Genomic DNA, 14,427 nt, shown 5'->3' on the forward strand with positions numbered 1-14,427 from the left:
GGGTTCTGGGGCTGTGTGGGGGGGCGGGCGGGGGGGGGCGCGCTGGCCGGGGCCCGCCGCCACCTGTCTGTCTGCCTACTTGCCCACGGCCAGCCGCAGCGTCTGCACCTCGAAGGGCCGCAGCGACACGGCCACCGCGTCCCCGTCGGCGTCCACCGGCGTCAGGGGGCGCTCCAGCAGGTCGGTGATCTGTGCGTCCGCCAGCGGGAAGCCGGTGCGCAGCACGCCCTGGACGCGCCCGCCGCGGCACTCGTACAACCGCACCACCACGTCGCCGGATCCGTCGTCGGCGAGCTTGACCGCCTCCACGGTGACGCCGTCGCCGTCCACGGAGACGACCGGGCCCGGGGCGCCCGCCGCGTCCGCCACCCGCAACGGCAGGTTGAGCGCGTAGCCCTCGGCGACCGCTTCCTCGATGCTCGCGCCGGGCAGTAGGGCGTAGGTGAAGCGGTGCCTGCCCTGGTCGGCCTCGGGGTCCGGGACGCGCGGGGCGCGGACCAGGCTGAGGCCGACCGTGGTCGTCGTACCGCCGTCCTCGCGGACCGTGCGGGTGACGTCGTGGCCGTACGTCGAGTCGTTGATGACCGCGACGCCGTAGCCCGGTTCGCCGAGGTGCACCCAGCGGTGGCCGTAGACCTCGAAGCGGGCCGCTTCCCAGCTGGTGTTGGTGTGGGTGGGGCGCTGGACATGGCCGAACTGGATCTCGGCGGAGGAGTGGGGCGCCCTGATGTCCACGGGGAAGGACGCCTTGAGGATCTTCTCGGCCTCGTGCCAGTCGATGTCGGTCTCGATGTCGATGCGGGGGCTGCCGGCGCGGACGGTGATCGTCTGCGTGATGCGCGAGCCCTTGCCGAAGGACCGCTCCACCTTCAGCGCGCCGAGCAGCGGACCGTCCTCGGTCACCGTGACCGACTCCGGGTCGAGCAGGTCCGTGTAGCGGTTCTTGTAGTGCTTGTCGATGTCCCAGGCGTCCCAGTAGTTGGGCAGGTCCGTGTGCAGGCGGAGCAGGTTGCCCTGGCCGGCGAGGACCTCGCGGCCGGCGACGAGGTCGCGTACGGAGGACAGTGTGCCGTCCTCGGCCACCTCGACGCGGACCAGCCCGTTGTCGAGGACGCGGCCGGTGACCGTCACCGGCCGGGCGGGCTCGGCGCCTTCCAGGGCCGCGCTGCCGTTCGCCGGTACCTCCACGTACGCCCGGTCGCCGGCCGCCGTGCGGACCACCTCGGCCCGGTCGAACGGACTCGTGTTGAAGACCCGCGCCCCGCCACCGCCGAGCGCGGCGACCGCCTCGGCCGTCAGCACCTCCAGCTCCTCGGCCACCCGCGCGTATTCGGCCTCCGCCTCACGGTGCACCCAGGCGATCGAGGACCCCGGCAGGATGTCGTGGAACTGGTGGAGCAGGACCGTCTTCCAGAGCCGGTCGAGCTTCTCGTACGGGTAGGCGTAGCCCGGCGCGTGCAGTGCGGCCGTGGTCGCCCACAACTCGGCCTCGCGCAGCTTGTGTTCGCTGCGCCGGTTGCCCTGCTTGGTGCGGGCCTGGGAGGTGTAGGTGGCCCGGTGCAGTTCCAGGTAGAGCTCGCCGACCCAGACCGGGGCGTCGGGGTACTCCTCGCGGGCGGCGGCGAAGAACGCGTCGGGGTGCTCGATCACGACCTTGGGCGAGCCCTCCAGGTCGGCGAGCCTGCGCGCCCGTTCCATGATCTCGCGGGTGGGACCGCCACCGCCGTCGCCCCAGCCGAACGGCGCCAGTGAGCGCGTACCGCGGCCCTTGTCGGCGTAGTTGCGGACGGTGCGGGACATCTCCTCGCCGCTGAAGCGGGCGTTGTAGGTGTCGATCGGCGGGAAGTGCGTGAAGATGCGGGTGCCGTCGATGCCCTCCCACCAGAAGGTGTGGTGGGGCAGCTTGTTGGTCTGGTTCCAGGACAGCTTCTGGGTCAGGAACCACTCGTTGCCGGCGAGCTTGGCGAGCTGCGGGTAGGCCGCGTTGTAGCCGAAGGAGTCCGGCAGCCAGACGCCCTTGGTCTCGACACCGAAGTGGTCCATGAAGAACCGCTTGCCGTGCACCAGTTGGCGGGCGATCGCCTCGCCGCCGGGCAGGTTGCCGTCGGCCTCCACCCACATGCCGCCGACCGGCGCCCACTGGCCCTTCTTCACGGACTCCTGGATCCGGGCCCACACCTGCGGGTAGTTGTCGCGCACCCACTCGTACTGCTGGGCCTGCGAGCAGGCGAAGATGAAGTCCTCGTACTCGTCGGCGAGCGCGGTGACGTTGGAGAAGGTGCGGGACGTCTTGCGCTTGGTCTCGCGGATCGGCCACAGCCAGGCGGAGTCGATGTGCGCGTGGCCGACGCCGGAGACGGTGTGGGCGCTGGCGTGCGCGGGCCTGGCCAGGGCGGGCCTGAGCACGGCGCGGACGTCCGCCGCGGAGCCGGAGATGTCGTCCAGGTCCAAGGCGTCGAGCGCGCGGTCCAGGAGGTGCATGATCTCGTGCCGGCGCGGCTCGTGCTCGCCGAGCTCCAGCATCAGCTCGCGCAGCACCTGGACGTCGAGGTCGAGGTGGAAGACCTCCTCGTCGAGGACGGCGATGTCGGCGCGGCGGAAGGTGTAGAGGGGCTTGTCGCCGGCGGTGAGGACGTCGCCGAGCGGGGTCGGGCCCGCGAAGTCGCCTGCCAGGATGTCGGGGTTGGAGGCCGCTTCGACCAGGTAGTCGATCGCCTCGCCGCCCGTCACCGGGTTGCCGATCGGCACGTACTGGTTGAGCGGGTTGACCGCCTTCAGCGGTGTCCCGTCCGTGCGGTGGACGAGGGCCTCGGCCTGGTTGCCGGGCCAGTCGCCGGTGAAGCCGAGGTCGATGACGGCCTCGACGCGCTTGCCGGCCCACTCGGCGGGCACCTCGCCGCGCATCCGGAACCAGGTCGTGCCCCAGGGCGGACCCCACGGGGTGTCCATGGCGAAGGGCTCGTAGCCGGCGGCGGAGGCCTCCTCGAAGGAGACCGGCTCCCCCGGCGCCTGCCACGCCTCGACCTCGAAGGGGACGCAGGCCGCGTGGATCGCGGGCTTGATGCGCTGGTTGTGGATGCGCTCTGCGCGCTCCTCGATCCGGCGGCGTTCGTCGTGCATGGCGGTTCTCCAGAAGAAAGAGAGGGAAAGCGCTTTCCGGCGAGGGGTTACCCAAGATACGCGAGGCCGGGATGGACCTCGGTGTAGCCCTCGACCAGCCGACGGGCCACGTTCACGGAGTCGACGAGCGGATGCAGCGCGAAGGCCTTCACCGCGGTCGCACGGGAGCCGGACTCCGCCGCGGAGAGCACCTCGCGCTCGACCGCCTTCACCGCGCAGACCAGGCCGGTCGCGTGGTCGGGCAGCGGGGCGACGGCGACCGGGTGCGCTCCGTTGGCGTCGACCAGGCACGGGACCTCGATGACGGCGTCGGCGTCGAGGGCCGAGAGGGTGCCGTGATTGCGCACGTTGAGGATCAGAGTGGTGCGCTCGTCGCGGGCGATGGCCCGCATCAGGGCGAGCGCCACCTTCTCGTAGCCGCCGGAGAGGTCGTCGGCGTCCCGTTCGCCGGCGCCCGCGGTCTCGCGGTTCTCGGACATGTACGTGGCCTCGCGTTCGGCCCGGGTGCGGTCCCAGACGGACAGGGCCGAGGCGTCGGTGCGCTTCATCTCCTCGTAGAACCGGGCCTGCTGGTCGCGGAGGAAGGCGCCGCGGGTCTTCTCGGCCTGGCTGTAGGACAGGACCGCCTCGCGGTTGAAGTAGTAGTAGTGCAGGTACTCGTTCGGGACGGCGCCGAGGGACTGGAGCCATTCCGGGCCGAAGAGCTTGCCCTCCTCGAAGGAGCCGAGCAGTTCGGTGTCGGCGAGCAGGCGCGGGAGCTCGTCCCGGCCGGCGACGCGCAGGCCGCGCACCCAGCCGAGGTGGTTGAGGCCGACGTAGTCGATGAACGCCTCGCGCGGGTTCGCGCCCAGCACCCGGGCGATACGGCGGCCGAGGCCGACCGGGGAGTCGCAGATGCCGATGACCCGGTTGCCGAGATGGCGGGACATCGCCTCGGTGACCAGTCCCGCCGGGTTGGTGAAGTTGATGACCCAGGCGTCGGGGGCGAGCTCGGCCACGCGCCGCGCGATGTCGACGGCCACGGGCACGGTGCGCAGGCCGTAGGCGATGCCGCCCGCGCCGACCGTCTCCTGGCCGAGGACGCCCTGCGCGAGGGCGACCCGTTCGTCGTTCGCGCGGCCCTCCAGGCCACCGACGCGGATCGCGGAGAACACGAAGTCGGCGCCGCGCAGTGCCTCGTCGAGGTCGGTGGTGGCCGTCACCTGTGGCGCGTCGGGGACCTGGGAAGCCTGTTCGGCGAGCACCCGGGTGACCGCGGACAGCCTCGCCGCGTCCAGGTCGTGCAGCACCACCCGGGTGACGCGGCCCTCGGCGCGGTCCCCGAGGAGTGCCCCGTACACGAGCGGTACGCGGAATCCGCCGCCGCCCAGAATCGTCAGCTTCACGCTGCCCCTGCCTCTCCTGCCACGACCACGTCGACGCCCGCCTCCTCCAGGGAGGCGCGTGTCGCCGCGTCCACCGGCGCGTTCGTCACCACCACGTCCAGGTCCTCGGGCCCGCAGACCTTCGCCATCCCGGTGCCCGGGAACTTGGCGGCGTCGGCGAGCAGGACCACCCGGTCACTCGCCTTGATCATGGCTCGCTTGACGGGCACCTCGACGACCGTGGTGTCCATCACCTGACCGCCGGGCCGTACTCCACTGGTACCCAGGAAGAGCCAGTCGGCGTGCAGCTGGCGGAGGTTGTCCTCGGTGAGGAAGCCGACCAGGGAGCGGTACTCGCGGCGGACCATGCCGCCGAGCAGCACCAGGTCGATGTCCTCGTCGTCGGCGAGTTCCTCGTAGACCACGAGGTTGCTGGTGATCACGGTGATGCGGCGGCCGTGCAGCTGCCGGGCGAGCCGGTAGGCGGTGGTGCCGATGTCGAGCAGCACCGACTGGCCGTCCGCGACCATCGCCGCGGCGTGCGCGGCTATGACGTCCTTCTCGGACACCCGGACCTCGGCGACCTCGGCGAAGGGCTGGTCGCCCTCCTCGGCGACGGCACCGCCGTGCACACGCGTGAGAAGCCCGTCCTCCTCAAGTTTGACCAGGTCCCGTCTGACCGTGGCGGGGCTCACACCCAGTCGCTCGGAGAGATCGGTCACGGCCGCCGGACCGCCCGAGCGCAGGGCCCGCAGGATGAGTTGATGTCGTCGTTCTGCCAGCACGGCGTGAACACTACTCGTCATCTTCAATCATTTCCATGCTCAGTTCTGCTCAGGTATTGACCAATCTCGCGGAGCGGCGCACGATTCCGGTCACCGAAATGAAGAGTTTTGACGAGCTCTCCGCAACGACCGGAAGCGAGAGGACATATCCGTGGACCACGACCGGCCCGACGTGCTGCTGACCGGGCTGCTCTTCTACGACCTCGTCCTCACGGGGCTGGGAAGACCGCCGACGCCCGGCGAGGAGATCTGGACCGACGGCATGGGCAGCAGCCCCGGCGGCATCGCCAACCTGGCGGTGGCCGCGGCCCGCTTCGGCCTGAGGACCTCCCTGGCGACGGTCTTCGGCGACGACTACTACGGCGCGTACTGCCGCGGGGTCCTCGCCGACCAGGAGGGCGTCGACCTCTCCCTCTCCCGCACCGCGGACGGCTGGCACACCCCCGTCACCGTCTCGCTCGCCCTCCCCCACTCTCGGCTTCGCTCGAGCGGGGGGACCCCCATCCACGACCGGGCCCTCGTCACCCACGGCCAGGAGCCCCCGTACTCGCAGGACGCGCTGATGGGCGACCCGCCCGAGGCCCGCACCGCCCTCGTGCACCTGGAGGCCGAGCCGCGCGGCTGGCTCGGCAAGGCCGCCGCGAACGGCACACAGATCTACGCGGACGTCGGCTGGGACCCCACCCAGCAGTGGTCCCGCGATCTCCTCGACCAGCTCTCCCTGTGCCACGCCTTCCTCCCCAACGAGGCCGAGGCGATGGCCTACACCCGCACCGACAGCGCGCTCGCGGCGCTCGGCACACTCACCGAACTGGTGCCGGTCGCCGTGGTCACCCGCGGCGGCGACGGAGCCGTGGCGGTGGACCAGACGACGGGCGAGTACGCGGACGTACCCGCCCTCGACGTCGACGTCCTGGACGCGACGGGCGCCGGCGACGTCTTCGGCGCGAGCTTCGTCGCGGCCTCGCTCGGCGGCTGGCCGCTTCAGGAGCGGCTGCGCTTCGCGGTCCTCGCCGCGGGGCTCTCCGTGCAACGGCACAGCGGGGCGCTCGCCGCACCCGGCTGGTACGGCGTCGACCGCTGGTGGCGCACCCTCGACGACCCCGAGCTGCGGCGCACGTACGGCTTCCTGGCCGACCGCATCCCGGCGGATCCGGGCCCGCCCACCCGCGGCGCCCCCGTCACCCCCCAATGATCCGCACCCCTCAGACACAAAGATCCGAAAGGCGGTGGGAGCTGTGCGGCTCTCACGAAGAGGCCTGCTGCGCGCGGGCCTGGCCGGCACGGCCGCCACGGCGCTCGGCGGCCTGGCGTCCGGCTGTGCCGTACCGGCCGGCTCGACCGGCCGGAACATGGTCCTGTGGTACTGGAGCGGCGGTCTCAGCGACACCGTCGTGAAGAACGCCAAGGCCCGCTACGACAGTTCGGTGAGCCTGGACGCCATCCAGATCGGCGGCCAGTACCGCTCCAAGCTCATCACCACCATCACCGGCCGGGCCCACATCCCCGACATCGCGGGGCTCAAGGGCGAGGACATGGCCGCCTACCTGCCGAACGCGGACCAGTTCATCGATCTGCGGACACTGGGCGCGGAGAAGTACAAGAGCCAGTACCTGTCCTGGAAGTGGGACCAGGGCATCGCCGACGACGGCACGATGGTCGGCTTCCCGATCGACTGCGGACCGGTCGCGCACTACTACCAGTACGAGATCTTCCGCAAGGCGGGACTGCCGTACGAGCCCGACGACGTGACGAACGAACTCAACACCTGGGAGAGGTTCTTCGACGCGGGCGTGCAGCTCGGCAAGCGGGTCCCGGATGCCAAGCTGCTCACCGACGTCAACTCCGTCTTCGAGAACGTCGTGCAGCAGGGCGCACAGCGGTACGTCGACAAGGACCGCCACTTCATCGGCGACCAGGAGCATGTGCGCCGGGCCTGGGCGCTCGCCGTGGAGGCCAAGCGGCGAGGGATCGTCTCGGACCTGGTCAGCGGCACCCCGGACCAGCAGTCGGCCATCCAGGACGGCAAGCTGCCGAGCCAGCTGAACGCCTCCTGGGCCTCCTTCGACATCAAGAACGGCGTGCCGAAGACCAAGGGGAAGTGGCGGGTGGCGCAGATGCCGGTGCGGCCCGCCAACAGCGGCGGCTCGTTCCTGTCGATCACCAAGGCGTGCCGGGAGCCCGAGCGGGCCTTCGAGATCATCACCTGGATGCTCAACGCGGGCAACCAGGCCCAGGGTTACGTCGACGCGGGCCTCTTCCCTTCCACGCCCGCCTCCTACGACCTGAAGCAGATGCAGGAGTCCGACGACTTCTTCGGCGGGCAGGTGACGACCGACATCTTCGGGCCCGCCGCGCAGAAGATCGTGGTCGCCTACAACAGCCCGTTCGACGTCGCGCTCGGGCAGCCCATCAAGGACGAGATCAAGAACGTCGGCGTCCTCGGCAAGGACCCGAAGAAGGCCTGGAGTGACGCCATGAGCAAGTGCCGTCGCATCGCGAAGCACCTGGGGGTGAGCTACTGATGGCCGTCCTCGAACAGACCCCGCCCGCCGTGAGAGAACCCACCGCGGTCCGGCCGAAGAAGGGCCTGCGCAAGTACTGGCACCTCTACGCCGCGATCTCCCCGTTCTATCTGATCTTCCTCGGCTTCGGCCTGTTCCCGGTCGGCTTCTCGCTCTACCTGTCCTTCCACCGCTGGGACGGCCTCGGCACCATGGAGTGGGCCGGGCTCTCGCAGTACCAGTACCTGCTGAGCGACAGCGACTTCTGGAACTCCATCGGCAACACGATCATCATCTGGGCACTGGCCACCTTCCCCATGATCTTCCTGGCGATGGTCACGGCCGTGATGCTCAACTCCGCGGTCCGCTTCAAGAACGTGTACCGCTTCGCGTACTTCCTGCCGAACGTCACCTCGGTCGTCGCCATCGCGATCGTCTTCGGCTCGATCTTCTCCACCAACGCCGGCATGGTGAACGCCGTCCTGCACGCGGTGGGGATCGACCAAGTGGCGTGGCTGAACACACCCTGGGGCATCAAGATCACCATCGCGGCCCTGATGACCTGGCAGTGGACCGGTTACAACGCCATCATCTTCCTCGCCGGACTCCAGACCGTCCCGAGCGATCTGTACGAGGCGGCGCGCATGGACGGCGCCGGACCGATCCAGACCTTCTTCCGGATCACGCTCCCGCTTCTGAGGCCCACGCTGCTGTTCGTGCTCGTCGTCTCGACGGTCACGGGCCTGCAGAGCTTCTCCGAGCCGCAGGTGCTGCTCCAGACCTCGTCCAACGACTCGACGTTCGCGGGCGGTCCGGGCCACTCCGGCCAGACGATGGTCCTCTATTTCTTCCAACAGACCTTCGACAACAACGACTTCGGGTACGGCGCCGCGGTGGCCTGGGGCATCTTCCTCGTCGTCGTCCTCTTCTCGATCATCAACTGGCGCCTCGTGCAGCGCCGCGGCGACTAGGAAGGGCGCGCATCATGGCATCCATCAAGGAGTCCCGCACCTCCATCAGGGGGTCCCGCCGCAGAGGGATCGCGCTGCACCTCCCGCTGATCGTCGGCACGCTGATCTCGGCCTTCCCGTTCTACTGGGCCGTGATCATGTCGACGCACAGCTCGTCGGAGATCTTCTCCTACCCGCCCAAACTGCTGCCGGGCACGCACTTCCTGGAGAACGTCCGGGGTCTCTTCGACGCCATCGACTTCTTCGGGTCGATGTGGAACTCGCTGCTGGTCGCGGTGTCGGTGACCTTCCTGGTCCTGCTCTTCGACTCCCTCGCCGCCTTCGTCTTCGCCAAGTTCGAGTTCCCCGGCAAGGGGCCGCTGTTCGGGCTGCTCATGGTCATCTTCATGGTCCCGGCGCAGCTCTCGGTCATCCCGCAGTTCGTGATCATGGCGAAGATCGGCTGGATCGGCTCGATGACCGCGCTGATCGTTCCGGCCGCGGCCAACGCCTTCGGCATCTTCTGGATGCGCCAGTACATGAAGTCCGCCATCCACGACGAGCTGCTCGACGCCTCCAGGCTCGACGGCGCGAACTTCCTGCGCCAGTACTGGCATGTGGCGCTGCCGGTGGTCCGCCCCGGCCTCGCCTTCCTCGGCATCTTCACCTTCATGGGCCAGTGGAACGACTTCGCGTGGCCCCTGATCTCCCTCACCAACCCCGACAACGTGACCCTCCAGGTCGCGCTGTCCCAGCTCAACGGCACCCACGGCACCACCGACTACGGCATCGTGATGACCGGCGCCCTGCTCGCCCTCATCCCGCTGCTGATCGTCTTCGCGGTCGGCGCGAAGCAGATCATCGGCGACCTCGCGAAGGGGGCCGTACGCGGATGACCCACGATCCGCTGATCGCCCTCCGCCCCTGGGAGGCACCCGAGGTGACCTCCTGGGGGCGGCTGCCCATGAACGCCGTCGACCGGCGCTCCGGAGGACTCCCCCTTGACGGCGACTGGCGGTTCCGGTTGCTGTCGGCTCCGGACGCGCCGGTCGGCGGTGCCTGGTCGTCGGCGTGCGTCCCCGGCGTCTGGACCATGCAGGGCACGGACGATCTGCCGCAGTACACGAACGTGCGGATGCCGTTCGCGCAGGTCCCGCCCGGCTCCCCTCCGGCGAACCCGACGGGGGTGTACGAGCGTGAGGTCGACGTCCCCGCCGACTGGGCCGGACGCCGGATCGTGCTCCAGGTCGGTGCCGCCGAGAGCGTGCTCCTGGTGCACGTGGACGGGCGGCCGGTGGGCATCTCCAAGGACTCCCATCTGGCGGCCGAGTTCGACCTGACCACTCTGGTGACGCCGGGAGCGCGCAGCACCGTACGGCTGACCGTGGTGAAGTGGTCGGACGCCTCGCACATCGAGGACCAGGACCAGTGGTGGCACGGCGGTGTGACGCGCTCGGTGCTGCTGTACGCGACCGACCCCCTGCATCTGGCCGACGTGACCGTACGGGCGCGGCGGGACGGCGAGCTGCGCGTCGACTGCCGGGTGCGGGACAGCCGCGGCGCGCTGCCCGCCGGGTGGTGTGTCAGCGGCGAGCTGGAGGGCCGCCTCCTCACCCAGGACGCGGAGTTCGACCGTGTGAACGCCGAGGACGACCGCGTCTCCGACTTCCTCGGCGAGGCCCGCATCCGCGCCCGCGTCCCGGACGTGCGCACCTGGAACGCCGAGACGCCCGAGCTGTACACCCTCACGGTCCGGCTGCACCGCCCGGACGGGACGATCGCCGACACCACGCGGCACCGCATCGGCTTCCGCGACATCGAGATCATCGGCCGCGACCTCCTGGTCAACGGCGAGCGCGTCTACATCCGGGGCGTCAACCGGCACGACTTCCACCCGCTGACCGGCCGCACGGTGTCGCACGAGGACATGCGCGCCGACCTGGTGCTGCTGAAGCGGTTCGGCTTCAACGCGATCCGCACCGCGCACTACCCGAACGACCCGGGCCTCTACGACCTCGCCGACGAGCTCGGCCTCTACGTCGTCGACGAGGCGGACATCGAGTCCCACGACCACGCCCACGAGATCGCCGACGACCCGCGCTATCTGAACGCCTTCGTGGACCGGGTCTCACGAATGGTGCTGCGGGACAAGAACCACCCCTCGGTGATCATCTGGTCGCTGGGCAACGAGTCCGACTACGGCGCGAACCACGACGCGGCGGCGGGCTGGGTGCGGCGGCACGATCCGACCCGGCCGCTCCAGTACGAGGGGGCCGCGAAGCTCGACTGGGCGGCGAGCGACGACGCCTCCGACATCGCCTGTCCCATGTACGCGCCGATCGAGGACTGCGTAGCCCACGCCCTGTCGGGCCGGCAGACGCGGCCCCTCATCCAGTGCGAGTACTCGCACGCCATGGGCAACAGCAACGGCACGCTCGCCGACACCTGGGCGGCCATCGAGTCGACCCCGGGTCTTCAGGGCGGTTTCATCTGGGAGTTCTGGGACCACGGCATTCTCCAGCGTGTGAACGACGGAAGACCGGCCGGGCGCGGTGGCGCCCGGCTGTATGACAACGGTGTCGCGGCCCCCGGCCATCGCTGGGCCTACGGCGGCGACTTCGGCGAGACACTCCACGACGGCGCCTTCATCGCCGACGGAGTGGTCTTCCCCGACCGCACGCCGAAGCCGGTGCTGTACGAGCACCGGGAGATCGCGGCACCGGTGCGGCTGACGTACGAGGACGGCGTTCTACTCCTCCACAACCGCCTGCACTTCCGCGGGCTGGAATGGCTCGCCGCCCAGTGGGAGCTGTCCCTCGCCCACGGCGGCACCCTGACCGCCCCGGCCGAGCTGCCCGACGTGGCGCCCGGCGCCTCGGCCGTGCTCGCACCTCCCTTCACGCTGCCCGAAGAGGGCGGCGAGGCCTGGCTGACGCTCCGGGTCACGACGGCGCGCGACGAAGCCTGGGCGGCCCGCGGCACGGAGGTCTGCGTGCCGCAGGTGCGGTTGCGGGCGGCCGGTCCGGGAGCCCCGGCCGCCCCGCCGTCCGGTCCCGCCGTCCGGGTCGACGACGACGGCCTGCTCGTCCATCCCCTGCTCACGCTCGCCCCCACGCTGTCCCTGTGGCGGGCGCCCACCGACAACGACGAGCTCGGCGGCATGGCGCCGCGATGGCGGACGTGGGGGCTCGACACGCTCGTCCGCAAGGTCGTCTCCGTCACGCGTGACGGGGAAAGGGTGACCGTGCTCTGCGAGTACGCCGCAACGCCCGGCGTCGTCCGCCACGAGCAGGCGTTCACACCGGTCGAAGGCGGCGTCCGCGTCGAGGAGTCGGCCGAACTGCCGGCCGCGTTCGACGACGTGGCGCGGGTCGGCTCCGTGTTCGAGACGGTCGGAGGCCTGGACCTGCTGGAGTGGTACGGGCCGGGCCCCTGGGAGTCCTATCCGGACCGCGCCGCCGGAGCACCGGTCGGCCATCACTCCCTTGCGGTGGACGCGCTGTTCACGCCTTACCTGCGCCCGCAGGAGAGCGGCGGCCGGCACGGCGTACGGCACTTCACGCTGTCGGCGCCCGACGCCACCGGCCTCACCGTCGAGCCGGACGAGCCGCGCCAGGTCTCCGTCACCCGCCACCGCGCCGAGGATCTGACCGCCGCCGCGCACCACGACGAGCTGGTGCCGCGCTCCGGATGCGTGGTCCACATCGACGCGGCGCACCGGGGGCTGGGCACGGCGTCGTGCGGCCCCGACACCTCCCCTTCGTACCGCATCCGACCGGGTGTCCACCGCTGGAGCTGGACCCTGCGCGTTCTTTGAATCCCCGGGCTCAAAACACTCTCACGGAGCACACGTGTGCACTTCGCATGACCACGAACAGGGCGAGGCCGCGCAGGCCGGTGCCGGACGACGCAGTTTCCTCAGGGCCACCGCGCTGCTCGGCGCCGCAGCCACCGCGGGGGTCGCCCTGCCCGCCGTCGCCGAGGCGGCAGACAAGAGCGGCTGGCGGCCCGACACGCAGAGCCGTCGCTTCACTCTCGCGGTGATGCCCGACACCCAGTACCTCTTCGACGGGCCGAGCCTCAACCCCGCGCCCATCGAGGCGTCCCTGCGCTATCTGCTGGAACACGGCAAGGAAGACAACATCGTCTTCCTGTCCCACCTCGGCGACCTCACCCAGAACGGGGCCCCGGAGGAATTCGCGGCGATCGGTGGGGCGTTCGAGCTGCTCGACCGCAAAGGCGTCGGCTACAGCGTGCTGGCCGGCAACCACGACGTGAAGTCGTCGACGGACGACCAGCGCGGCTCGACGCCGTACCTGGACACGTTCGGGCCGCAGCGCTTCAAGGGCAGGCCGACGTTCGGGGGCGCCGGCTCGGACGGCTACAACACCTACCACCTGTTCCAGGCGGCCGGGCGCGAATGGCTGGTGCTGGCGCTGGACTGGCGACTGTCGGCGAAGGGGTACGCCTGGGCCAAGGACGTGCTCGCTCGGCATCCGAAGACGCCGGTCATCCTCACCACGCACGAACTCGTCGCCGGGGACGACCAGTTGTCGACGTACGGGCAGCAGCTGTGGGACCAGCTGATCGCGGACCACGACCAGATCTTCCTGACCCTGAACGGCCACTACTGGCCCGCCGGCCGCGCTACCCGCAAGAACGCGGCCGGTCACGAGGTGCACCTGCACCTCACGAACTACCAGAACCGCTACTTCGGCGGCGCGGCGATGATCCGCCTCTACCACTTCGACCTGGACCGGAACGTCATCGACGTCGAAACGGTCTCGCCATGGATCCTGGGCCGGGCCAAGAAGGGGCTCAACGAGCTGGAGCGGCAGGAGATCGAGCTGAGCGGGGACGGGGACCGCTTCTCGGTCGACATCGACTTCGCGGACCGCTTCTCCGGCTTCGACCCGGCTCCGGTGCGCCCCGCCCGGCCCGCCTCGAAGATGCTGATCCCGGGCACGGTCGCGTACTGGCGCTTCGAGGCGCCCGCGAACGGCACCGTCCGTGACCTGTCCGGCCGGGGCAACGACCTCACCGTGGTCCCGGTGGGCGGCGGTTCGCTCGGCTGGTCGGCGGACCACCACCCCGACCAGCCCGGCCACGGCAGCCTGGAGTTCCAGGGCTACAAGTCGCCGCTGAAGGGCGCGTACCTGAGAACGGTCGACGGCGCGCCGCTCAACTCGGCCACCTTCAGGAGCGGTTACACCATCGAGGCGTTCTACCGGCTCCCCGCCGACTGGAACCCCGACCACCACGCCTGGGCCGGCATCGTCAGCCGTACGGGCACCGGCGGCGCGGCGGGCAGGACGGGCGACGACCCCGACGAGCCGCTCGCCACCCTGTCCCTGTCCAACGACCGCGAACCGCAGTGGGCCATGCGCCCGCTCAACCAGGAGGGCATCGCCACCAACTGGGGCCAGGAGACACCGCTGGAGACCTGGTGGCACCTCGCGGTCGTCAACGACGGCAGACACACGACGCTGTACGTCGAGGGCTGCCCGGTCGTCCGCAACCCGAAGGCCACCGCGATCGGCATCACCTCCGTCGGCCTGCCCTGGCTGCTCGGCGGCTACACGTACGCCGACAGGATCGACCAGATCCTGCACGGCCGTCTCGGCGATGTCCGCATCGTCTCCCGGGCGCTGCCCGTCACCTCCTTCATGAGCCACTGAGGCCCTCCCGGAAGACCTGGAAACGA

General features: G+C 70.3%; 9 protein-coding genes. 6 read left to right on the plus strand and 3 right to left on the minus strand.

The window, feature by feature from the left end; genetic code table 11:
- Positions 1–75 precede the first annotated feature (75 nt).
- Genes ABZS97_RS24185 through ABZS97_RS24195 form a run of 3 tightly spaced genes read right to left on the minus strand, consistent with a single transcriptional unit; the run spans position 76 to position 5,269 of the window.
- Positions 76–3,120 carry a glycoside hydrolase family 38 C-terminal domain-containing protein gene (locus ABZS97_RS24185; RefSeq protein WP_356140415.1) on the minus strand — a complete coding sequence of 1,015 codons (3,045 nt, stop codon included), beginning with the start codon at positions 3,118–3,120 and terminating at the stop codon, positions 76–78.
- Positions 3,121–3,167: 47 nt separating this feature from the next.
- Positions 3,168–4,505, minus strand: coding sequence for a 6-phospho-beta-glucosidase (locus ABZS97_RS24190; RefSeq protein ID WP_356140416.1), 1,338 nt, complete (start codon positions 4,503–4,505; stop codon positions 3,168–3,170).
- Positions 4,502–5,269 (minus strand): DeoR/GlpR family DNA-binding transcription regulator, encoded by a 768-nt coding sequence (locus tag ABZS97_RS24195; RefSeq protein ID WP_356140443.1) that lies wholly within the window; start codon positions 5,267–5,269, stop codon positions 4,502–4,504. The genes ABZS97_RS24190 and ABZS97_RS24195 overlap by 4 nt, the downstream gene beginning before the upstream one ends.
- A 151-nt stretch (positions 5,270–5,420) precedes the next feature.
- Here ABZS97_RS24195 and ABZS97_RS24200 point away from each other — a divergent pair, with 151 nt between their 5' ends.
- From ABZS97_RS24200 to ABZS97_RS24225, 6 genes are read left to right on the plus strand one after another with little or no spacing between them, the layout of a single operon-like run.
- A complete protein-coding gene (locus ABZS97_RS24200; protein ID WP_356140417.1) occupies positions 5,421–6,464 on the plus strand; it encodes a carbohydrate kinase family protein in 1,044 nt (347 codons plus the stop codon).
- Positions 6,465–6,507: 43 nt separating this feature from the next.
- Positions 6,508–7,794 (plus strand): extracellular solute-binding protein, encoded by a 1,287-nt coding sequence (locus ABZS97_RS24205; RefSeq protein ID WP_356140418.1) that lies wholly within the window; start codon positions 6,508–6,510, stop codon positions 7,792–7,794.
- Positions 7,794–8,744: a sugar ABC transporter permease gene (locus ABZS97_RS24210; protein WP_356140419.1), complete on the plus strand. Its 951-nt coding sequence runs from the start codon at positions 7,794–7,796 to the stop codon at positions 8,742–8,744. Before ABZS97_RS24205 ends, ABZS97_RS24210 begins: the two co-directional genes overlap by 1 nt.
- 14 nt (positions 8,745–8,758) lie before the next feature.
- Positions 8,759–9,619, plus strand: coding sequence for a carbohydrate ABC transporter permease (locus ABZS97_RS24215; protein WP_356140420.1), 861 nt, complete (start codon positions 8,759–8,761; stop codon positions 9,617–9,619).
- Positions 9,616–12,540: a glycoside hydrolase family 2 TIM barrel-domain containing protein gene (locus ABZS97_RS24220; RefSeq protein WP_356140421.1), complete on the plus strand. Its 2,925-nt coding sequence runs from the start codon at positions 9,616–9,618 to the stop codon at positions 12,538–12,540. Before ABZS97_RS24215 ends, ABZS97_RS24220 begins: the two co-directional genes overlap by 4 nt.
- A 34-nt stretch (positions 12,541–12,574) precedes the next feature.
- On the plus strand, positions 12,575–14,401 hold the full coding sequence (locus ABZS97_RS24225; RefSeq protein ID WP_356140422.1) for a LamG-like jellyroll fold domain-containing protein: 1,827 nt from the start codon (positions 12,575–12,577) through the stop codon (positions 14,399–14,401).
- Positions 14,402–14,427 lie beyond the last annotated feature (26 nt).

The organism is Streptomyces sp. NPDC005485 (assembly GCF_040606085.1).
In the GTDB taxonomy this organism is placed as follows: Bacteria; Actinomycetota; Actinomycetes; order Streptomycetales; family Streptomycetaceae; genus Streptomyces.